This window comes from Streptomyces sp. NPDC048248 (genome assembly GCF_043201875.1).
GTDB lineage: Bacteria > Actinomycetota > Actinomycetes > Streptomycetales > Streptomycetaceae > Streptomyces.
In genome coordinates this window covers 177063-196963 of record NZ_JBICZL010000015.1, presented here as the reverse complement: position 1 = coordinate 196963, position 19901 = coordinate 177063, and the positions used below count along the sequence as shown (strand labels likewise).

Annotated in this window: 20 protein-coding genes; 11 read left to right on the top strand and 9 right to left on the bottom strand. The window is 72.3% G+C overall.

The genetic code is table 11. The features are described 5' to 3' along the window. Positions 1 to 396: 396 nt before the first annotated feature. Positions 397 to 1902: a DUF3152 domain-containing protein gene (locus ACGFZW_RS30080; RefSeq protein ID WP_393896403.1), complete on the bottom strand. Its 1506-nt coding sequence runs from the start codon at positions 1900 to 1902 to the stop codon at positions 397 to 399. Positions 1903 to 1988: 86 nt separating this feature from the next. After that, positions 1989 to 2999: an alpha/beta fold hydrolase gene (locus ACGFZW_RS30075; protein WP_393896402.1), complete on the bottom strand. Its 1011-nt coding sequence runs from the start codon at positions 2997 to 2999 to the stop codon at positions 1989 to 1991. A gap of 148 nt (positions 3000 to 3147) precedes the next feature. Between ACGFZW_RS30075 and ACGFZW_RS30070 the strand changes: the two genes are divergently transcribed. From ACGFZW_RS30070 to ACGFZW_RS30055, 4 genes are all read left to right on the top strand, one after another. Then, positions 3148 to 3375, top strand: coding sequence for a hypothetical protein (locus ACGFZW_RS30070; RefSeq protein WP_393896401.1), 228 nt, complete (start codon positions 3148 to 3150; stop codon positions 3373 to 3375). Positions 3376 to 3523: 148 nt separating this feature from the next. After that, a complete protein-coding gene (locus ACGFZW_RS30065) occupies positions 3524 to 4165 on the top strand; it encodes a TetR/AcrR family transcriptional regulator (RefSeq protein ID WP_393896400.1) in 642 nt (213 codons plus the stop codon). Between the two features lie 206 nt (positions 4166 to 4371). Next, on the top strand, positions 4372 to 4599 hold the full coding sequence (locus ACGFZW_RS30060; RefSeq protein ID WP_393896399.1) for a DUF3107 domain-containing protein: 228 nt from the start codon (positions 4372 to 4374) through the stop codon (positions 4597 to 4599). Positions 4600 to 4927: 328 nt separating this feature from the next. Beyond that, positions 4928 to 5206 (top strand): hypothetical protein, encoded by a 279-nt coding sequence (locus tag ACGFZW_RS30055; RefSeq protein WP_393896398.1) that lies wholly within the window; start codon positions 4928 to 4930, stop codon positions 5204 to 5206. A gap of 94 nt (positions 5207 to 5300) precedes the next feature. Here the strand turns inward: ACGFZW_RS30055 and ACGFZW_RS30050 are convergent, their stop codons facing one another. Next, positions 5301 to 6038: a ferritin-like fold-containing protein gene (locus ACGFZW_RS30050; RefSeq protein ID WP_393896397.1), complete on the bottom strand. Its 738-nt coding sequence runs from the start codon at positions 6036 to 6038 to the stop codon at positions 5301 to 5303. 515 nt (positions 6039 to 6553) lie between these two features. Between ACGFZW_RS30050 and ACGFZW_RS30045 the strand changes: the two genes are divergently transcribed. The 3 genes from ACGFZW_RS30045 to ACGFZW_RS30035 all read left to right on the top strand — a co-directional run bounded on the left by ACGFZW_RS30045 (position 6554) and on the right by ACGFZW_RS30035 (position 10479). Next, a complete protein-coding gene (locus ACGFZW_RS30045) occupies positions 6554 to 8725 on the top strand; it encodes a DEAD/DEAH box helicase (RefSeq protein WP_393896396.1) in 2172 nt (723 codons plus the stop codon). 211 nt (positions 8726 to 8936) lie between these two features. After that, the gene (locus ACGFZW_RS30040; RefSeq protein WP_393896395.1) at positions 8937 to 9809 is read left to right on the top strand and encodes an alpha/beta fold hydrolase; all 873 of its coding nucleotides are present in this window, start codon (positions 8937 to 8939) and stop codon (positions 9807 to 9809) included. 211 nt (positions 9810 to 10020) lie between these two features. Further along, positions 10021 to 10479: an SRPBCC domain-containing protein gene (locus tag ACGFZW_RS30035; protein WP_393896394.1), complete on the top strand. Its 459-nt coding sequence runs from the start codon at positions 10021 to 10023 to the stop codon at positions 10477 to 10479. Positions 10480 to 10513: 34 nt separating this feature from the next. Here ACGFZW_RS30035 and ACGFZW_RS30030 read toward each other — a convergent pair whose 3' ends face one another. After that, entirely contained in the window at positions 10514 to 11440 is a 927-nt protein-coding gene (locus tag ACGFZW_RS30030; protein WP_393896393.1) for an NYN domain-containing protein, read from the bottom strand. A 207-nt stretch (positions 11441 to 11647) separates the two neighbouring features. On the opposite strand from ACGFZW_RS30030, the gene ACGFZW_RS30025 reads away from it, so the two are divergent. Then, positions 11648 to 11800, top strand: coding sequence for a hypothetical protein (locus ACGFZW_RS30025; protein WP_393896392.1), 153 nt, complete (start codon positions 11648 to 11650; stop codon positions 11798 to 11800). Positions 11801 to 11904: 104 nt separating this feature from the next. Here ACGFZW_RS30025 and ACGFZW_RS30020 read toward each other — a convergent pair whose 3' ends face one another. The 3 genes from ACGFZW_RS30020 to ACGFZW_RS30010 all read right to left on the bottom strand — a co-directional run bounded on the left by ACGFZW_RS30020 (position 11905) and on the right by ACGFZW_RS30010 (position 14316). Then, positions 11905 to 12510: a MarC family protein gene (locus ACGFZW_RS30020; RefSeq protein ID WP_393896391.1), complete on the bottom strand. Its 606-nt coding sequence runs from the start codon at positions 12508 to 12510 to the stop codon at positions 11905 to 11907. Between the two features lie 153 nt (positions 12511 to 12663). Then, positions 12664 to 13518, bottom strand: a complete 855-nt coding sequence (locus tag ACGFZW_RS30015; protein WP_393896390.1) for a PHP domain-containing protein — start codon at positions 13516 to 13518, stop codon at positions 12664 to 12666. 159 nt (positions 13519 to 13677) lie between these two features. Next, positions 13678 to 14316: a DUF6758 family protein gene (locus ACGFZW_RS30010; protein WP_393896389.1), complete on the bottom strand. Its 639-nt coding sequence runs from the start codon at positions 14314 to 14316 to the stop codon at positions 13678 to 13680. Between the two features lie 224 nt (positions 14317 to 14540). On the opposite strand from ACGFZW_RS30010, the gene ACGFZW_RS30005 reads away from it, so the two are divergent. Further along, on the top strand, positions 14541 to 15794 hold the full coding sequence (locus ACGFZW_RS30005) for an MFS transporter (RefSeq protein ID WP_393896388.1): 1254 nt from the start codon (positions 14541 to 14543) through the stop codon (positions 15792 to 15794). A gap of 127 nt (positions 15795 to 15921) precedes the next feature. Here ACGFZW_RS30005 and ACGFZW_RS30000 read toward each other — a convergent pair whose 3' ends face one another. Beyond that, positions 15922 to 16509 carry a suppressor of fused domain protein gene (locus ACGFZW_RS30000; RefSeq protein ID WP_393896387.1) on the bottom strand — a complete coding sequence of 196 codons (588 nt, stop codon included), beginning with the start codon at positions 16507 to 16509 and terminating at the stop codon, positions 15922 to 15924. Between the two features lie 445 nt (positions 16510 to 16954). On the opposite strand from ACGFZW_RS30000, the gene ACGFZW_RS29995 reads away from it, so the two are divergent. Beyond that, positions 16955 to 18067: a magnesium and cobalt transport protein CorA gene (locus tag ACGFZW_RS29995; protein ID WP_393896386.1), complete on the top strand. Its 1113-nt coding sequence runs from the start codon at positions 16955 to 16957 to the stop codon at positions 18065 to 18067. Between the two features lie 388 nt (positions 18068 to 18455). Beyond that, positions 18456 to 18995: a hypothetical protein gene (locus ACGFZW_RS29990; protein ID WP_393896385.1), complete on the top strand. Its 540-nt coding sequence runs from the start codon at positions 18456 to 18458 to the stop codon at positions 18993 to 18995. A gap of 72 nt (positions 18996 to 19067) precedes the next feature. Here ACGFZW_RS29990 and ACGFZW_RS29985 read toward each other — a convergent pair whose 3' ends face one another. Beyond that, positions 19068 to 19853 (bottom strand): hypothetical protein, encoded by a 786-nt coding sequence (locus tag ACGFZW_RS29985; RefSeq protein ID WP_393896384.1) that lies wholly within the window; start codon positions 19851 to 19853, stop codon positions 19068 to 19070. Between the last annotated feature and the right edge of the window lie 48 nt (positions 19854 to 19901).

The window sequence follows — 19901 nt, the reverse complement described above, 5'->3', positions numbered from 1 at the left end:
GCCCCCCCCCGCCCCCCTTGGGGGGCGCGGGGGGGGGGGCCCCCGCGCCCCCCCCGGCGGTCCCCCCCCCCGCGGGGGGGGGGGGGGGGGGGGGGGGCCCCCCCCCCCCCCCCACCAAAAGGGGTGAACGCGCGTAACTTTCTCCTTCGGGGTGCGTTTCAACGCGCTATGTGAGGGACAAGGCACCGTGCGTAGCGATCCCGGCGGGCCGCGACCTGCGGATCGAGCACTCTGAACGGCCTCCGGCGCCTGCCGGGAGGGTTCTGCGGGGAGCGTCGTACACCCGGTCGACGGCCGCTCTGCGGCACGGTGTCAGCGGCCGACGCTCCCATGATGAGTCCGTGCCGGCGCGGGCGGCCGCCTGCGGCGAAAGCGGCCGTACCCGCCCCCGGCAGGTCAGCGTTGCGTCGGGAACGGCCAGGAGTTCGGCCGGCAGGTGGCGCCGTCCGTGGTCAGGAATTTCGTCTGCTGCATCATCACGGGCGCGAGGGCGCCCTGCCGGCCGCAGCCTTCGTGGTTGTGCCCCAGCCGGTGGCCGATCTCGTGGTTGATCAGCATCTGGCGGTAGGCGAACATCTCGTCCTGGCCGTAGGTCTTGGCGCCCTGCGCCCAGCGGTAGGCGTTGATCATGACGCGGTCGGTGGCCGCCGAGTCACAGGAGACGTTGTCCTCGGTGGTGTCCAGGCCGGACTTCGCGCACCACTTCGCGGTCGTCCCCGGGCTCGCGAGCGTGATCACGAAATCGGCGTCGCCGGAGCCCACCCGCTGGAAGGCGCGCTGCCCGCCGTGCGCCCAACTGCGTTCGTCGTTGAGGGTCTTGTGGACCGCCTGGGCGAACAGCTCGCCGTCCAGGGGCATTCCGTCCTCGATGTCGACGCGGTAGCGCAGCACCTGCCCGCGGCCGGGCGCCTTCGCGTCGCCGCCGGCCGGGGTGAACGTCCCGTCGGCCGTCAGCTTCGGGTCGAGCGGAAAGACCTGCGCCATCTTCTGGGCGTACGAGGCGGGCTTGGCGTCCGGCTTGGGAGGGGTCTGCGTCGGGGAGGCGTCGTCGAGACCGTCCGCCCGGTCCGGGCCGCTGCGGGGTTGTACGTCGTCGTTCTTGTGCTGGTCGGCGACCTGTCCGGCGATGACCACGGCGAGCACCGTCGTCACGGCGGCCGCCGCCGCGCCGGTGAAGGTCCGCCCCTTGGCGCCCTTCTTGGCGGCTCGCATCGCCTCGGCCCCGTGCAGCGGGGCCGGCTCCTCCCCACCGTCCTGGTCCATACCGTCCGCGCCGAGAGCGGCACGCGGGTCCGGGTCGTCGAACTCGGCGTCCTGGTCGGACTCCCGGTCGAAGACGACCGACCGCCCGGTGAACCGCCCGCCGGGCGGCACACCGTCCCGGGCTTCGCCCGCGCCGGGCGCGCCGGCCGAGAAGACGTCGTCGTCCGCGAAGGCCTCCACATACTCGCGCCGCGGCCCCGGGGCGCCCTGCGGGGCGAGCGGGGTGGCGAGTCCGCCGATGGCGGGCCCGCCGAAGCCATCGGGGGTGCGGTCCTTCGGCGGGCCGTCGGGGACGCGCGCGCCGAAGCGCGGTCCACCGGCCGGGCCGAATCCGGTTGCTCCGGCAACGCCCGGCCTCGGGCCTGCCTCGGGCTCGGCCGCCCGCGGCCGCGGGATGCGCGGGCCGCCGGACGCCGGGGCGCCCCAGCCGCCTCCGGGCTCATGCTGTTCGGGGTGGCCGCCGCGCGCGCCGGGCTCCCACGACCCGCTACCGGATCCGCCGCGGCCCGGCCCACCGGACCCCGAAGGCCCGGGCGGCCATCCCTCGCCCTCCGCCGGTCCGCGCCGACGGCGCCCCTGCCCCGGGGAGCCGCGGCCGTCCGCGCCCGGCCGGGCGTCGGGGTCGGGCGCACTGTGCATGTCGGGCACGCCGTACGGGTCGGCGGACCCCGGTGTGTCAGCTGGGTTCTCCGGCCGGCGGCGGCTATGGCGTCCCACTGGGCGTGTCAGCTCCTGCCCGCGTCGGCGGTCTTCTCGGTCACATCGCTGTCGAGCAGCTCGCGGAAGGCCCGCGCCACCGCCTCCGGGTATTCCATCATCGCCACGTGGCCCGCCTCCGGCAGCGTCAGCAGGCGCGCCCCGCGGAACGTCGCGGCCGCCCGGCGGGCCATCCGGTAGCCGACCAGGCGATCGCGTCCACCGTAGACGAGGAGCGTGGGGGCCAGCACCCGTTCGGCCTGCCGCCACAGATTGTGCTGCCCGCCGAGGGTGTAGGCGTCCACAAGTCCGCGCGCGGAACGCTCCATCACCTCCCAGAAATACGGGAGTTCGAGGCGCCGCGCGTATTCGTCGACGGCCGACGTCAGGCCCTCGGGGGTGACCCGGCCGGGGTCGCCGTAGCAGAGCGAGAGCACCTCGCGGGTGCGGCGCTCGGGCGTCCAGTCGCGGGTGAGCCGGCTGAAGAGCCGGGCGATGCCGGGGACGGCGAGCAGCGCGGTCGGCACCGCCGACAGCTGCGGACGCAGCTCGGGAAGCGCGGGCGAGATCAGGGTCAGGGTGCGGACGAGGTCCGGGCGGACGGCGGCCACCCTGGTGGCCGCGGCGCCGCCCATGGAATTGCCGACGAGGTGCACCGGCCCGCGCCCGGTGGTGTCGAGATAACGGATGACCGCGCGCGCCTGCGCGGAGACGGAGTAGACGCCGTCGTCCGGCGGGGGTGAGTAGCCGAAGCCGGGCAGGTCGAGTGCCTCGCCGTCCACCCGGTCGGCGAGCAGCGGCATCAGGCCGGACCAGTTCTGCGAGGAGCCGCCGAGGCCGTGGACGAACAGGGCGGGCTCGCGGGGGCCGGAACCGTCGCCCCGGCCCGGAGCCGTGCCGTCCGGCGACCGCACCGTGACCGTCAGGCCGGGCAGGTTCACTGAGCGCACCGTCTCGCCCGCGCCACCCGCCCGGGGGCCCGGGCCGGCTGGCGGCACCGGCAGGGCGGCCCGGGTGTCCGGCGACTCGGTCGAAGACATGGGGACGATGTTACGAGATGATCACGCGGCCGATTGTGTGTTCGCTGTCACACACCGCATCGCGCTGCCGCAGTCACTCTCCTAGGCTCGTAGCAAGGGCAAGCTGCCCGGCCCCTGCTTCATGCCCCATGCGAGAGAGGGAGCCACCATGCCCGTCGACCCGACCGATCCGGAAGCTTTCGAGGACGAGGACGACGTGAACGACGCGACGGAGATCGATGTGGAAGCGCCCGAGAACGACGCCGTGGAACAGCACGCAGACCTCGAACCGCAGTGGGACGAGGCACTCGCCGACGCCGACCCGGCCTCCGCGAACGAGGCGGATCTCGCGGAGCAGGCCCGCGTGGTGGAGCTCAACGAAGACGAATACCGATGACCTGGGCTGTTATGTCAGCTTCGAGCGGCGTCCACGGAGCGAAATTCTCGCCTCCGACGACGCACAGCCGCATTACCCAAAAGTACGATGGCGGGCGTGACGCACCATCTTGCGTGCGCCGCGTACGGAACCACTTCTGGGAGGCAGCGTGAGCGCCATCGAGCAGACCGAGGCGGCACGCCCGCGGGGCACACGCCTGCCACGCCGAGCCCGGCGCAATCAGCTTCTGGGCGCGGCCCAGGAAGTTTTTGTCGCGCAGGGCTACCACGCGGCCGCCATGGACGACATCGCCGAGCGGGCGGGTGTCAGCAAGCCGGTGCTCTACCAGCACTTCCCCGGCAAGCTCGACCTCTACCTCGCCCTGCTCGACCAGCACTGCGAGTCCCTGCTGCACTCGGTGCGTACGGCGCTGGCGTCGACGACCGACAACAAGCAGCGTGTCGCGGCGACGATGGACGCCTACTTCGCCTATGTCGAGGACCCGGGCGGCGCCTTCCGGCTGGTCTTCGAGTCGGACCTCACCAATGAGCCGGCCGTCCGCGAGCGGGTGGACAAGGTCTCGCTGGAGTGCGCCGAGGCCATCAGCGCGGTGATCGCCGAGGACACCGGCCTGTCGCGGGACGAATCGATGCTGCTCGCCGTGGGCCTGGGCGGCGTCTCGCAGGTGGTCGCGCGCTACTGGCTCTCCTCGGGGAGCAAGGTCCCCCGCGACACCGCGGTGCAGCTGCTGACCTCGCTCGCCTGGAAGGGCATCGCCGGCTTCCCGCTGCACGGCTCGGACACCCACTGACCCGTCCGGGCCACCTGCCCGTGTGTGTGACGCCGGTCGCGGCCCTGTGCCGTGGCCGGCGTCGCGCGTGTTCGCTGCGGGCGTGCCCCAAGGCGTCCTGCCGACCTCCGCGCCGGGCTAATGTGTGCTGCGTACGGCGCGGATGACCGCGCATCCTCCCCCAGCTGACGCCGGGGGACACCCAGACCGTCGGAGGGACATAAGCCGTGGAGGTCAAGATCGGCGTGCAGCACGCACCCCGCGAGATCGTTCTGGAGAGCGGGCAGTCTGCCGAAGAGGTCGAACGCGCGGTGGCTGACGCGCTGGGCGGCAAGTCACAGCTGCTGAGCCTGGTGGACGACCACGGTCGCAAGGTCCTGGTCCCGGCGGACCGTCTGGCCTACGTCGAGATCGGCGAGCAGACGGCCCGCAAGGTCGGGTTCGGCGCGCTCTGAGCGGGGGGCGCCGCATGCGGTGCCCGCAGTTGTGGCGGGGGGGGGGGGGGGGGGGGGGGGGGGCCCCGGCCCGCCCCCCCCCCCCCCCCCCCCCCCGCTCGCGTCGTTCGCCCGTCCTCCGTTCATTTCCCCCGTGCTGGCGCTCCCCGCCTGCATTCCGCTTGTGCCCGGCGGCGGACGGCGCTGCTGCCCGCCGTTCGTGTCGTTCCGGCTGCTCTGATCAGGCAGAGCTTCCCGGACAGGAGGGTTGCCGGGGATACCCCCTGGGTACGACCGCCTACGACCGATTTGTTCGACCGATCGGCCTTGTCACGCGGGAGGGAACAGCATGATCTGGGAAGCGCTCGGCGCCGTGATCGTCGGATTCGTCATCGCTCTGTCCGCCATGCGATGGCTGTCCGACCGGTTCCCCGCGCGCACCCTGACCCTGGCCACGGGCCCGGCCGCCGCGCTGTTCGGCGCGCTGCTGACCCGCTCCATCCTCGGGCCCGGATACCCCGCCCAGGTGCTGGTCGCCGCGATCGCCATGAGCGCGGCCCTGCTCTCGGTGCTGCTCCGCCCGGGACGGCGCGGTTCGCCGGCGCTGAAGAGCCACCGCACCGCCTGAGGACCCAGGGCAGCCCTCAGACGGTCGGGCTCCGTACGACGAAGGACCGGCGGCCCGCAGGCTGCCGGTCCTTCGTCGTACCTCGTCCGTCCTGTTACGCCGCGAGCCCGAGCGCCGCCATCCGCTTGGTGTGCGCCTCGGTGATCCGCGAGAACATCCGGCCGACCTCCGCCAGGTCGAAGCCGTCCGCCACGCCGCCGACCAGCATCGTGGAGAGCGAGTCACGGTCCGCCACGACCCGCTGCGCCTGGGAAAGCGCCTCGCCCATCAGCCGCCGCGCCCAGAGCGCGAGGCGCCCGCCGACGCGCGGCTCGGCCTCGATCGCGGCGCGGACCTTCTCGACGGCGAACGACGCGTGGCCGGTGTCGTCCAGGACGGCCAGCACCAGGCCGCGGGTGTCGGAGTCCAGCCGGGCCGCGACCTCCCGGTAGAAGTCACTGGCGATCGAGTCGCCGACGTACGCCTTGACCAGGCCCTCCAGCCAGTCCGAGGGCGCGGTCTGGCGGTGGAACTCGTCCAGCGCGGCGGCGAACGGCTCCATCGCCTCGTTCGGCTCCGCCTCGATCTGCGCCAGCCGCTCCCGCAGCCGCTCGAAGTGGTGGAACTCGGCCGATGCCATCTTGGCCAGTTCGGCCTTGTCGTCCATCGTCGGCGCGAGCTTGGCGTCCTCGGCCAGCCGCTCGAAGGCGGACAGCTCGCCGTACGCGAGCGCGCCGAGCAGGTCGATCACGGCCGCGCGGTAGTGCGGGTCGGCGGATGCCTGCGCCCAGTCCTGGGCGGCGATCCCGGTGTGTTCTTGCGCGGCAGCAGCGGCGTTGTCAGGCGTCTCCATGACGGGCACAATAGCCCGCTCGGCCGCCCTGGGAAGGCCCTGGTCAGCCACCCGGGCACACCGTGCGGGGCCTGCGGCGCCGTGCCCCGCGGGACGTGATGAATTCCTCACTCATACAAGCCTTCGGGTGCCGCGCCTCATCCGGGGTACAGTGGTATTGGCCCGCCGAGTATCGGTGGGTCGTTCCACGAATGCGGATGCCCGGTCGGTGGCCCGATCGGCTCCAAACCGACCGCCCTCCCCCGCGGCGCGTACCCAGACGTACGGACCGCAAGAGGGACACCGCTCGCGGCTGGAGTGCCTGAGCGTTGGCAGTGGTCCCGCGCCATCCGGCTGTATCAAGCCGGCCCCGTACGAACCCGTACGACGGTGCGGTACGACCCCCTTCGCCGCCTCACGCCGCGTCTCACAGAAGAGGCAAGATTCTGTCTACGTTCCGAGAGCTCGGGATTTTCCCCGAGACCGCCGAAGCCCTTGAGGCAGTCGGCATCGTTTCCCCCTTCCCCATCCAGGAGATGACGCTCCCCGTTGCCCTCTCCGGCAGCGACGTCATCGGCCAGGCCAAGACCGGCACCGGCAAGACCCTGGGTTTCGGCCTGCCCCTGCTGGAGCGCGTCACCGTCCCGGCGGATGTCGAGGTGGGCCGCGCCAAGCCCGAGCAGCTGACCGAGGCGCCGCAGGCCCTCGTCGTCGTGCCGACCCGTGAGCTCTGCCAGCAGGTCACCAACGACCTCCTCACCGCCGGCAAGGTGCGTAACGTCCGCGTGCTCGCCATCTACGGCGGCCGTGCCTACGAACCGCAGGTCGAGGCCCTGAAGAAGGGCGTCGACGTCGTCGTCGGCACCCCCGGCCGGCTGCTCGACCTCGCCGGCCAGCGCAAGCTCAACCTCTCCGAGGTCAAGAGCCTGGTGCTGGACGAGGCCGACGAGATGCTGGACCTGGGCTTCCTGCCCGACGTCGAGCGGATCATCCAGCTGCTGCCGACCAAGCGGCAGACGATGCTGTTCTCCGCGACGATGCCCGGCCAGGTCATCTCGCTGGCCCGCCGCTACATGTCGCAGCCCACGCACATCCGCGCCGCCGCGCCGGACGACGAGGGCCAGACCGTCGCCAACACCACCCAGCACATCTTCCGCGCCCACTCCATGGACAAGCCGGAGATGGTCTCCCGCATCCTCCAGGCCGACGGCCGGGGCCTCGCCATGGTGTTCTGCCGTACCAAGCGGACCGCCGCCGACATCGCCGACCAGCTCGCCAAGCGCGGCTTCGCGTCCGGCGCGGTGCACGGCGACCTCGGTCAGGGTGCCCGCGAGCAGGCGCTGCGCGCCTTCCGCAACGGCAAGGTCGACGTCCTGGTCTGCACCGACGTCGCCGCCCGTGGCATCGACGTCGAGGGTGTGACGCACGTCATCAACTACCAGTCCCCCGAGGACGAGAAGACCTACCTGCACCGCATCGGCCGTACGGGCCGCGCGGGCGCCAAGGGCACCGCCGTCACGCTCGTCGACTGGGACGACATCCCGCGCTGGAAGCTGATCAACAAGGCGCTCGACCTGCCGTTCGACGAGCCGGAGGAGACCTACTCGACCTCCCCGCACCTCTACGAGCTGCTGAAGATCCCGCAGGGCACCAAGGGCGTGCTGCCGCGTGCCGAGCGCACCCGCGCCGGCCTGGCCGCCGAAGAGGTCGAGGACCTGGGCGAGACGGGCGGCCGCGGCCGCGGCGGCCCGCGCAAGTCCGCCGCTGCCGCCGAGGTGGAGGAGCGCCCGCAGCGCACCCGCACCCCGCGCCAGCGCCGCCGCACCCGTGGCGGTACGGCGCTGGACGGCGCGCCCGAGGCCAAGGCCACCGGCTCGCTGAACGCCGCCGAGGGCTCCGAGGGCGTCACCGAGGCACGCCAGCCGCGGCGCCGCCGCCGGACCCGTGGTGCCGCGCAGGGCGGCGCCGGAGCGCCGGCCGGCGTGCAGGCGTCCGAGGTGGTCGACCAGGTAGCCGACGCGGCCTCGGTCGCACCGGCACAGAGCGCCGGCGAAGCGACGGAGGCCCCGGCCAAGCCGCGCCGCCGCCGGACCCGCGCCGCTCGCCCCGAGACCGGCGAGGCGGCCGCGGTCGCCACGGCCGAGGGCACCGCAGTGGCCGCCGAGGCGGTCGCCGCGACGGACGCCGCCGAGGCGCCCGCCAAGCCGCGCCGCCGCACCCGGGGCGCCGCCAAGGCCGCCGCGGAGACCGCGGTGGACAGCGTGCAGGCCGTGGTGGACACCGCCCCGGCCGAGGACGCCGCTCCGGTCAAGCCCAAGCGGACCCGCAAGACCGCTGCCGCGAAGGCCGCCGAGGCTGCCGTGGACACCGCCGAGGGCGTCGCTCCGGTGAGTGACGAGGCCGCTCCGGCCAAGCCGAAGCGGACCCGCAAGGCCGCCGCGACCAAGCCGGCCGCGGACACGACGGACGCTCCGGTCGAGGACGCCGCTCCGGTCAAGCCCAAGCGCACCCGCAAGAGCACCGCCGCCGCGAAGCCGGCGGAGGAGCCCGCCGCGGACGCCCCGGCCAAGCCCAAGCGGACCCGCAAGGCCGCCGCGACCAAGCCGGCCGCGGACACGACGGACGCTCCGGTCGAGGGCGAGGCCAAGCCGGTGCGCCGCCGCACCCGCGCCAAGGCGCCGGCCGCCGAGGCCACGCTCGAGAGCTGACACGCACTACCCGACGGCCCGGCCCCCGCCACTTGCGGAGGCCGGGCCGTCGGCCTTTTTCGACTGCGGCGGCCCGTCGTGCGAGATGCGTGCACAGGGCCGCTGCCTCGTACGGCGGCATCGCGGACCGCCCGCGCGGGGCCGACCGGCCGGTGGGCCGCGACGGCTCCGCATCGGCCGCGCCGCGGGCCCGTCCCGCTAACCTCGCCTCATGAGCAGGCCGCCCACTCTCACGTTGCCCCCGTGCGCCCGCGCGTACCGACTCGACACCGAGCGCGGTGAGTTCGCGGTGCACGACGCCCGGCCCGAAGGCGATGGCGCCCCGGTCGGCACCGCCCTGCTGGTGCCCGGATTCACCGGCAGCAAGGAGGACTTCATCGCCCTCCTCGCGCCGCTCGCCGCGGCCGGCTTCCGGGTGGTCGCGATCGACGGGCGGGGACAGCACGAAACCGCCGGTCCGCGTACCGAAGCGGCGTACGCGCAGAAGGAGTTGGCCCTGGACGTCCTCGCCCAGGCGCGGGCGCTGGGCGGCGGCGAGGAGGCGCCCCTGCATCTGCTGGGGCATTCGCTGGGCGGGCTGATCACCCGGGCCGCGGTGCTGCTCGACCCGGCGCCGTTCCGCTCGCTGACCGCGCTCAGTTCGGGCCCCGGCGCCATCGACGGGTCGCAGCAGAGCCGGGTGCTGACGCTGATCGACGCGCTCGGCCGGTGGGACATGGAGACGGTCTGGCGTGCGATGCGGGCGCTGGACCCGCCCGAGGCGGCGGATGCCGCGACACCGCCGGAGATCGGCGAGTTCCTGCACCGCCGTTGGCTCAACACCGTCCCCGAGCAGCTGGTCGTGACCGGCCGACAGATGATCGAGGAGCCCGATCGGGTGGCCGAGCTGGCGCAGCTGCCGACGGCCAAGCACGTCGTCTCCGGCGCCGTCGACTACGCCTGGCCGGTGCCCTTGATGGACGCGATGGCCGAGCGGCTGTCCGCCCGCCGCACGGTGATCAAGGGGGCCGAGCACTCCCCGAACGTCGAATGCCCACAGGCCACGTCCTCCGCGCTGGCCGGATTCTGGCGGGACAACGGCTAGGTGTGTCTGATGGGCCGCCTCGAATCGCAGGGCAGTGCCTGGGAACGCCGGGCGCACGGCAATGAGCGACCCATCGGACAGTCCCTGGGGCCGGGTGGGCCGAGTGGCCGAGGGCGGCGCCGCCGGGGAGGACAGCGGTGCCCGGCTCGGTGAGCATCGAGGGGAGCGGTCCGTCGGGCGGCCGCCCCGTTCCCGCAGGGAGGCCATGAGCATGACCGAGAACCGGCAGCATGCGGCGCAGGGCATCGCGCTCACCCGCGTCTTCGACGCGCGCCGCGATCTGGTGTTCCGCGCCTGGACGACGCCCGAGCACTTCGCCTACTGGTTCGGCGGGGAGCTCGAGGTGCCGGTGGACCGGATGACGATGGACGTGCGGCCGGGCGGCGCCTGGAGCCTGGTCATGCGGGCTCCGGACGGCCGCGAGATGCCGTTCTCCGGGATCTACCACGAGATCGCGGCACCCGAGCGGCTGGAGTTCACGATCACGGACACCCCGGCGCCGGCCGAGCCGGACGAGATCGTCCACGTCACCCTCACCGACCTTCAGGGCCGTACCGAGATGGTGTTCCGCCAGGACGGCGGCAATCTCACCGCCGAGCAGTACAGGCAGGCGGAGGCGGGCTGGGCGGGCTTCTTCGACCGGCTCACCGAGCTTCTCGCCCGGGCCTGATCCGCTTACGGGCCGGGGGCTGTCACCGCGCGGCTCAGTACTGCCCCTGGACGTGCTCCCAGAAGCCGTCCCGCAGGACCCGCCGCAGGTCGGCGTGGCCGCGCAGCGAGTGCCGCAGCAGGGCCTCCGCGGCCGTCAGCAGCTCCTGGTCGACGACGCCGGGCAGATACGGGTGGCCGGGCAGCAGCTCGGCGACCCATTCACGGCCGCGTTCGGCCAGCCACTGGGCAGCGATCCGGGCGCCGACGAAGCGCACCTCCTCGCGGGCGGGCGCAGGCCCCTCACCCGCCGACGTGTCCGCGCATTCGACGCCGGGCCGCCGCGAGACGTACGGCTTGCAGAAGTCCAGGTCGAAGGTGCGCTGGCTGTCGACCTCCCACAGCAGCGGTTCCGCCTGGTTGCGGCCGCCGGGGGCCTCGATGCCCCACAGGTGCACGCGCGCGCCGTAGCCCTGCGCCGCCTCCACAGCGGAGACCAGGTCCTCGTCGCCGCCGATGAGCACCGCGTCGCTGATCGCGCGGTGCCGGGCGAGCGACTCCAGATCCGTACGGATGAGGGAGTCGACGCCCTTCTGCTGGTTGTTGGCGTTGAGGTTGCCGAGCCTGACCTTCACATCGGGCAGTTCGGCGATCCGCTGCTGTTCCTGGGTGTGGATGCGGCGGCGCGCGCCGTCGTACCAGTAGACCCGCAGCAGCCGGCTGTCGGGGAAGATCATCCGGGCCCGGTCGATGAACGCCTCGATGATGCCCTCGGCGTCCAGGTCGAACGCCCTGCGGTCCTCCGTGCCGGTGACCAGCCGTCCGGCCGCGGCGTACACATAGCCCGCGTCCACGAAGGCGGCATGGGTGGACGGGGTGGTGGCGACCTCCGCGAGAACCCGGGTGAGCAGCTCATTGGTGCGCTCGATGCCGGCCTGCAGCGCGGCGAGGTCTGGGGAGCCCGTGGGCTGGACGTCGTTCATACCGCGTCCATTGTCCGGGCCGTCACTCTGCGGGCACAACCGCTCTCGCTACCGACGAGTACTTAGACCGTCGAAAATTTTCTTTAGCGTAGGGAATGATTCTCGGGGAACCCCTGTTGTAGCCCTCAGGAAGGTCCGGCAGCGAAGCCGGGCATTCCCGATGAAAATAGTTCTCCTCAGGAGGATCACAGACGAAGGGAGAAGCCTGTGCGCTTCGAGATCATGCGTTTGGACGACGTCGACGGCACGGCCGTGGACAGCACCGTCGTGGACGCCGCCTCCGTCAACCGGATCGTGCAGCAGGCCGCCTCGATCGGCCAGCGCATCTACATCCGCCCGGCAGAAACCGCCGCTCGTTAACACTGCTCCGCCGCACGATGAACAGCTGAGTGCAGACGTCGCAGCGCCCCCGTACGAAACACGTCGTACGGGGGCGCTGCGCTGCCGGGGGCCGGGCGCCGGCCTCAGGAGCCCTGGATCACCTGCGTGACGCCGTTGATGATCTGCTGCACGGCGAGCGCGGAGAGCATCATGCCCGCCAGCCGCGTCACCAGCACCACACCGCCGTCCTTGATTACGCGGATGATCACAAGCGAGAACCGCATCACCAGATAGAGCACGACGTGGATCGCGAGGATCGCCGTCCAGACCGCGACCTGCGCCGACGCCCCGTGGGCGTGCTGCACCGCCAGGATCACCGACACGATCGCGCCGGGCCCGGCCAGCAGCGGCATCCCCAGCGGCACCAGCGCGACATTGACGTCCTTGGTCTGGGTCGGCTCCTCCGACTTGCCGGTGAGCAGGTCCAGCGCGACCAGCAGGAGCAGCAGACCACCGGCGATCATCAGCGCGGGCGTCGAGATGTGCAGCCGCCCCAGGATCTGCCGGCCGAAGATGCCGAAGACGGCGATGACGCAGAAGGCGACGGTGGCCGCCTGCCAGGCCATCCGGCGCTGCACCTTGGCAGGCCGGCCGGAGGTCAGGGCCAGGAAGATCGGGGTGATTCCCGGCGGGTCCATGATCACGAAGAGGGTGACGAAAAGAGTACTGAAGACGGCGACGTCGAACACGGTGATGGCCTTGCGAGAGGTGGTACGGGACGAACGGAAACAGGGTGCGGCGAGGGCAGGCCCCGGTAGGGGAAGCAGGACAGCGGCGCGGCGCACGCCGGCGACGGCCCCGGCGGGCGCCGGGGCGGCCGCGGCGGGGCTACCGGTCGGGGCTCAGCCGCCCGCGCCGGGGACGGGGAAAGCGCCGGTCGCGCGGCGCACGATCTCCCCGTAGATCTCGGGGTCGGTGGTGTGGTCACCGAGGCGGCACGTCTTGCGGCTGCCGTGATAGTCGCTGGAGCCGGTGGTCAGCAACCCGAGATCGCCTGCCAGGGCGCGCAAGCGGGCGCGGGTGGGCTCGTCGTGGTCCATGTGATCGACCTCGATGCCGTCCAGGCCGGCCGTGGCCAGTTCGGCGATCGCGCTCTCCGGTACGCAGACGCCGCGCTTGACGGCCATCGGGTGCGCGAAGACAGTGACCCCGCCGGCGGCCTTGACCAGCCGGATCGCGTCGAACGGATCAAGTTCGTGCTTCTCGACGTACGCCCGGCCGTCGTTGCCCAGCCACTGCGGCGTGAACGCGTCGGAGACCGAGGCGACCACACCAAGCTCCACGAGGGCGCTGGCGACGTGCGGGCGCCCGACGGCTCCGCTGCCGGCGATCCGCGCCACCTGCTCCCAGGTGATGGGCACACCCAGCTCGCGCAGCTTGGCGACCATGCCCTGAGCACGCGGGACGCGGTCGTCGCGGACCAGCTCCCGCTCACGGGCGAGCTCGGGCTCCTCGGGGTCGAAGAGGTAGGCGAGCATGTGCAGGCCCACGCCGTCGAGCCGGCAGGAGAGTTCGGCACCGGTGACCAGGGTGAGCCCCGCGGGCAGCGCCGCGCGCGCCTCGGCGTGGCCGCCGACGGTGTCGTGGTCGGTCAGCGCGACGACGTCCAGACCGCAGGCCGCGGCGTTGCGCACGAGTTCGGTAGGGGTGTCCGTACCGTCCGATGCCGTGGAGTGGGTGTGCAGATCGATGCGCACGACGCGAACTCCAGACTTGCTGCGGGACGGACACGGCGGCCGGGCCTGGTGGCACCGCCGCCGAAGGGGAACGTCAGAAGGATACCGGCCGAGTGCGCGTGACCCCGTCGGGCGGGAGGGAGGACCCACCCCCGCGGGCACCCCGAGGCCGGGCCGCGGTCAGTTCAGGATCCGCGGCGAGAGCGCCCCGCAGGGCAGCAGGTCCACCTCCGCGCCCGCCTCCCGCAGATCGGTGAGCACCAGCTCGTCGTACATCAGCAGGGCGGACTGTTCCGGCCAGGCGATCGCCCACAGCCACAGTCCGCGTGCCTCGCCAGCGAAGACCGCTCGGTCCGGGGGCGCGCCGTCGACGTGCCACATCGGGGTCGGACGGCCGGCTGCCAGGACCTTGGCGTGCGCCGGCTTGTCCAGACACATTCCGGGGCCGGGGTCGGGACCCTCGATGCCGGCGTAGCGCGCGCCGAGTCCGACGCCCAGTTCCTCGGCGATGAGCAGCAGTTCGCCCGGGCCGCCGAGCGGGCCGGGGCCCGAACAGGCCACCGCGGTCGCCCGTCCGCCGCTGCGCTCGTCACCGGCGCAGGCGACACCGGTGAACAGCCAGCCGACCGGCAATGGCCACGGCATCCATACGGGCACCTGGGCCCGGTGGACGACGACGCCGAGGGCTTCGACGCTCGGCGGAACGACCGGCTGGAGTGGGTGCACGGTGCCGTGCACGGCGCACTCCCAGGTGTCGTGGAAAAGACCGGGCGCCCGGACCCGGCCACCGCACTTCGGGCAACTGGGTTCGCCCCTCATAGGGCCCAACGGTCCTCCAGCACCGCCGTCCCGTCAAGGACGATCACTCGTCCGATGTGCCTAATATCACGCCCCACGCAGATCAAGACGGCCTTTTCGGCCATCATGTAGTTGTAGCTTGCACCCTTTAGCCCAGCTAACTTATTGTGTGTATACATCAACGATCTCCGGGCGGCAGCTCGCCCGGAACCGCGAAGTCCGGCAACGGGAAGGGGACCCGCAGCATGAAGAGCAGCAGCCGCGGCGGCACCGGGAAAGATCCCTTCGAAGAGGGCGGAGTGTCCCTCCTGCGCCAGCCCAAGGCCGTCTGGGCCACGGCCGGCGCCTCGGTCGTCGCCTTCATGGGCATCGGCCTTGTCGACCCGATCCTGCCCTCGATCGCCCAGGGCCTGCACGCCTCGAACAGCCAGGTCTCCCTGCTGTTCACCTCCTACTTCCTGATCACCGCCGTCGCGATGCTGATCACCGGCTTCGTCTCCAGCCGCATCGGCGGACGCAAGACCCTGCTGGCCGGCCTCGCACTGGTCGTGGTCTTCGCTGCGCTCTCCGGGATGTCGGGATCGGTCGGCGAACTGGTCGGCTTCCGCGCCGGCTGGGGCCTGGGCAACGCACTGTTCGTCTCCACCTCGCTCGCCGTGATCGTCGGCGCCGCGGCGGGCGGCAGTGCGGCCGCGATCTTGCTGTACGAGTCCGCGCTGGGCCTCGGCATGGCCTGCGGTCCACTGCTGGGCGCGATCCTGGGCGACCTGAAGTGGCGCTACCCGTTCTTCGGCACCGCCGTCCTGATGGCCATCGGCTTCATCGCGATCACGGCGTTCCTCAAGGAACAGCCCAGGCCGGCCCGCAAGACCTCGCTGCTCGACCCGATCAAGGCGCTCGGCCACGGCGGGCTGGCGTCCGCCGCCGTCTCGGCGTTCTTCTACAACTACGCGTTCTTCACGGTGCTGGCCTTCACGCCGTTCGTGCTGAACATGTCGCCCTACAAGTCGGGCGGTGTCTTCTTCGCCTGGGGTGTCCTGCTGGCGGTCTTCTCGGTGATCGTCGCGCCCCGGCTCCAGCACCGCTTCGGCTCACTGAAGGTGCTGGGCGGCTCGCTGGTCCTGCTCGCCGTCGACCTGCTGGTCCTGGGCTACGGCGACCACACCACCGCGATCGTCTGCACGGTCCTCTCGGGCGCCTTCATCGGCCTGAACAACACCGTCTTCACCGAGCTGGCGCTGGGCGTGTCGGACGCGCCGCGGCCGGTGGCCAGCGCGGGCTACAACTTCGTGCGGTGGTTCGCGGCGGCCGCGGCACCCTTCCTCGCGCCGAAGATCGAGGAGTGGACCGACATCCACATCCCGTTCGTGGTCGCGGCCGTGGCGGCGGTGATCGGTGCGGCGATCGTTGCCATCCGCCGCCGCGCGCTGACCCTGCGGGCCGAGGAACTGGAGCCGCGGCACGCCACGGAGGACGGCGTCACCGTCTTCGCCGGCTGACACCCCGCCGCCCGTACGCACGGCCGTGGAACCGCCCCGAGCGCGGCTCCACGGCCGCGGGCGTACGAGTGGCGGCCCCGACAGCGGGAAGGTGACATCGAGCACTCCGGCGGAGCCGTCCGGCACCTCAGCCGTCGAGCGGCACACCCTTGCGCAGCGGGTCGCGCAGATCCGTGCCGTGCTTCAGCCAGCGCTCCTCCAGCGCCTCGGCGCCGTGCACCCGCTTCCAGGCGGCTTCGTTGGGCGTCATCGGCAGCAGCGGCAGAAAGCGGACGGGCTCCAGCGGCTCCTCCAGCTCCAGATCCTCGACCAGTCCGCCGGGCGCGGTCACCAGCACCGAGGTGAAGGCGGCCCCCGGCCACAGCGGTTCGCCCACGTCCAGCGAGGCGCCCGGCGCGACGATCAGCCCTTCGACCTGCGGAGACGCGGCGAGAACGGCGAGCGGCCTGAGCACCTTGTCGGTCTCGGCGCCGCCGGGTCGTACGGACAGCACGAGTTCGGCACGGGGGCCGCGCAGCGGGTCAGCGAGGACGGCCGTGGGGTCGGCCATCGGCTGGGCCGACATCCCGAGCGTGGCGTAACGGACGACCCCGTCGCCGACGAAGCGGAGCACCTCGATACGGTCGGTACCGAGGAACGTGACGGCGGCGCGTGCGTCCGGCTCACCCAGGGCCGTGCGCAGCCGGGCTTCGACCAGCTCAAGAACGTCAGACATGCCGCGAGCATAAGACGCGTCGAGAACAGGCAAAGCGGCACCGTAACGCTTCAGGCGGCTGATAGCCTTGCCGTCTGGTCAGGGAATGACGTCGTCCCCCAGCGGGGACCGGCCGGAGGAGGTGGGACTGCGGTGGATCCGAGTCGACCGTGCAGTACCGATAGTTCTCCTGTCATCCCCCTCGCGCAGCGAATCTCCTGATCCGAGAGCTTCCGTACCCCGCCGCCCAGCGGCGAAACCCGTGAAGTGCCTTTGCGCCGGATGTAGATGACGGAAGAGCGCCTTCGACTCTTTGTTCTGTTTTCTGCGAACTGCCGTCAGCACCACCGCACGGAGCGCCGCCCGCTTTGCGGACGTACGGCCGATGACGCCTCGTACGTCCACGTTCCGGGCAGCGTTACCTCCCCGCGCCCTGGCTGACGGCCGGCCCGTGAAGGAGCCTGCCATGTCGATGATCCGCGACCTGCGCGCCGCCGTCCGCCCGTCCCGGCGCCGCGACGACTCCCCGTACAGCTACCCCGCGACCACCTCCGCCTGCGCGAACAGCGCCATCGTGGACTGCGGCGTCTACCGCGAGGGGCGCCGGGTGCGCGAGCACCTCGCCCCGGCCGAGGCGATGGCCAGCGTGCGCGCCGACGGCGGTTTCGCCTGGATCGGCCTGCACGAGCCGACCGAGGCCGAATTCGCCGGTATCGCCCAGGAGTTCGGCCTCCACCCGCTCGCCGTGGAGGACGCCGTCCACGCCCACCAGCGGCCCAAGCTGGAGCGTTACGACGACACCCTCTTCACCGTCTTCAAGACCGTCCACTACGTCGAGCACGCCGAGCTGACCGCGACCAGCGAGGTGGTGGAGACCGGCGAGGTGATGTGCTTCACCGGCCGGGACTTCATCGTGACGGTCCGGCACGGCGGGCAGGGCTCGCTGCGCGCACTGCGCCACCGCCTCCAGGACGACCCGGAGCTGCTGGCCAAGGGGCCGTCGGCCGTCCTGCACGCCATCGCCGACCAGGTGGTCGACGGCTACATCGCGGTGGCCGGAGCGGTCCAGGACGACATCGACGAGGTGGAGATCGACGTCTTCAGCTCGGGCACCAACGGCAAGGGCTCGTCCAAGGGCGGCGACGCCGGGCGGATCTACCAACTCAAGCGCGAGGTACTGGAGTTCAAGCGTGCGGTGTCGCCGCTGCTGCGGCCGATGCAGCTGCTGAGCGAGCGCCCGATGCGGCTGGTCGACGCCGACATCCAGACGTACTTCCGGGACGTCGCCGACCACCTGGCGCGCGTCAACGAACAGGTGCTGTCCTTCGACGACCTGCTCAACTCCATCCTCCAGGCCAACCTCGCGCAGGCGACCGTCGCGCAGAACGAGGACATGCGCAAGATCACGTCCTGGGCGGCGATCTTCGCGGTGCCGACGATGATCGCCGGCATCTACGGCATGAACTTCGAGTACATGCCGGAGCTGCACTGGAAGTTCGGCTATCCCGCCGTCCTGCTGGCCACCGTCGCGATCTGCTTCGGTATCCACCGCGGCTTCAAGCGCAACGGCTGGCTCTGAGCCGTACAGCCGCTGCGCCACCGCCCTCTGAGAAGACGTCAGGGGGCGGTGCGGAGCCCGTGTGCCATCCCCCTCCATGGAGCACAAAGGCCCATGAGGGATGTACTGGCCGAGGTCGTCCGCGCCGCCCCAGGGCCCGCCGGGTGCTGGGATGCCGACCCGTCCCGAGCGGGACGCCGCCCATGAGGCGGAGAAGGCGGCGGAGGAACCGGACGACGAGTGGCCGGCTCTCGGTACGAAGGGCGGCTCGCCCGCGACGTGTGGGCCTGCCCGCAGAACCTCGCCCGTCCCGCCCGCTCCCGTCCCGCCCGCTCCTTCACCTCCTGGGCATCCGGGGCGCCAGGACCGCCCCCGGGGTGCCCCGGGCCTGCCCATTAGGCTGAGCCGTATGACGGAGACCGTGTCGCAGGCCCTGCAGGATCGGGCGCTCATCGAAGAGGCCACGAAGAAATCCGGCCTCATCTGGGTGCGGGGGACGACGGGCCCGGCGCGTGCGCTGTGGCACGTGTGGGTCGACGGCGCCGCCTGCCTCATCGGCGACGGCGAGGGCGAGCAGCCCCTCGCCGACCTCGGCCTCACCGACGGGGGCACCGCCACCGTCACCGTGCGCAGCAAGGACAAGGGCGGCCGACTGGTCGCCTGGCAGGCCCGGGTCGCCGAGCCGGCCCCGGAGAGCGAAGCCTGGTCGGCCGCCGTCGGCGAGCTGAAGGGCAAGCGGCTCAACGCACCGGACGCCGATACCCTCACCCAGCGCTGGGCGCGCGAGTGCCGGGTGCTGCGGCTGGAGCCGACCGGTCAGACCGAGCAGCGCCCGGGGGCCATGCCGGACGGCGCCCACACCGCTCCGCCGCTGCCGTCGCCCGCCATCACCCGGCGCCCCGCCCCCGCCGCACTGCCGAAGCTGCTGCGCCGGGGCCGCAAGGGCTGATCCGGGGACGGCCACGGGGCGGCGGCCGATCACCGCGCGAGCCCTGCGCCCCCTTGCCGTCGCGATCCGCCGTCAGCTGTCGCCGGAGATCTGGTGACCGTAGTCGACGACCTGGTCCTTGGCCGGGGCCTGGAGCGGCACGCTCTTGCCCCAGTCGGCGAGCCGGACCACACCGGCGCCGCCCGCCCGGTGGAGCCGCAGCGGATACGGGGTGCCCTCCAGGGAGACGTCCAGGGTGCCGCCGGATCCCGCGGCGGCGGACAGCCGGATGGCGCGGACGCCGTCGATGTCGGTGTGCTCACCCGTCGTCAGCTTGCCCCGGAGTCCCAGCAGGCTGCTCAGCAGCATGTCCTTGTCCGTGAAGCCGCTGAAGCGCTTGTAGACGGGATCGGCGGAGGGGACCTTGACGTACTTGCCGCCGAGTTTGGCCGCCGCGGCCGCGTCGGGGGTGCCGGCCTTGGCGTTCTTCTCACCGGCCCAGAAGGCGGCATCCGCCTTCAGATAAAGCGCGTCGCCGACCCTCAGCAGCTGGAACGCCGCCGCCTTCGTCGTCAGCTCACCCTTGGCGCCGTTCTTCGCCAGCCGCATGTCGAGCTTGTAGGTCCGGCCCTGGCTCACGACGTTGCCGGAGAGCCGGACCGTCCCGGCGCGTTCGGCCGCCGCGCGTGCCTTGGCCTCGACCTTCGCCGCGGGCAGCTTTCCCATCCCGTTGGTGCCGGCGTCCGGGTCCTCCTCGGCCCCGCAACCCGCCAGCGCCGCGGCCAGGCCCGCGCACACCGCCCCCACGAGCGCCGCCCGTCGGATGGGACGGCGGCCGACCAGGGGTCGGGGGCTCGTCCCCGAGGGGATTGCAGTCACGTCGGCTCTGCCTCCTGATGCGGTGACCTCGACAGCAGACGGCAGCGT

What these genes read in the sequence shown, in the direction of transcription:
- ACGFZW_RS29990 (WP_393896385.1), top strand. Translation starts at nt 18,456, where the DNA reads ATGACGGAGACCGTGTCGCAGGCCCTGCAGGATCGGGCGCTCATCGAA.
- ACGFZW_RS30075 (WP_393896402.1), bottom strand. Translation starts at nt 2,999, where the DNA reads ATGTCTTCGACCGAGTCGCCGGACACCCGGGCCGCCCTGCCGGTGCCG.
- ACGFZW_RS29995 (WP_393896386.1), top strand. Translation starts at nt 16,955, where the DNA reads ATGTCGATGATCCGCGACCTGCGCGCCGCCGTCCGCCCGTCCCGGCGC.
- ACGFZW_RS30070 (WP_393896401.1), top strand. Translation starts at nt 3,148, where the DNA reads ATGCCCGTCGACCCGACCGATCCGGAAGCTTTCGAGGACGAGGACGAC.
- ACGFZW_RS30050 (WP_393896397.1), bottom strand. Translation starts at nt 6,038, where the DNA reads ATGGAGACGCCTGACAACGCCGCTGCTGCCGCGCAAGAACACACCGGG.
- ACGFZW_RS30045 (WP_393896396.1), top strand. Translation starts at nt 6,554, where the DNA reads ATGACGCTCCCCGTTGCCCTCTCCGGCAGCGACGTCATCGGCCAGGCC.
- ACGFZW_RS30005 (WP_393896388.1), top strand. Translation starts at nt 14,541, where the DNA reads ATGAAGAGCAGCAGCCGCGGCGGCACCGGGAAAGATCCCTTCGAAGAG.
- ACGFZW_RS30040 (WP_393896395.1), top strand. Translation starts at nt 8,937, where the DNA reads ATGAGCAGGCCGCCCACTCTCACGTTGCCCCCGTGCGCCCGCGCGTAC.
- ACGFZW_RS30030 (WP_393896393.1), bottom strand. Translation starts at nt 11,440, where the DNA reads ATGAACGACGTCCAGCCCACGGGCTCCCCAGACCTCGCCGCGCTGCAG.
- ACGFZW_RS30080 (WP_393896403.1), bottom strand. Translation starts at nt 1,902, where the DNA reads ATGCACAGTGCGCCCGACCCCGACGCCCGGCCGGGCGCGGACGGCCGC.
- ACGFZW_RS30055 (WP_393896398.1), top strand. Translation starts at nt 4,928, where the DNA reads ATGATCTGGGAAGCGCTCGGCGCCGTGATCGTCGGATTCGTCATCGCT.
- ACGFZW_RS30035 (WP_393896394.1), top strand. Translation starts at nt 10,021, where the DNA reads ATGACCGAGAACCGGCAGCATGCGGCGCAGGGCATCGCGCTCACCCGC.
- ACGFZW_RS30010 (WP_393896389.1), bottom strand. Translation starts at nt 14,316, where the DNA reads ATGAGGGGCGAACCCAGTTGCCCGAAGTGCGGTGGCCGGGTCCGGGCG.
- ACGFZW_RS30000 (WP_393896387.1), bottom strand. Translation starts at nt 16,509, where the DNA reads ATGTCTGACGTTCTTGAGCTGGTCGAAGCCCGGCTGCGCACGGCCCTG.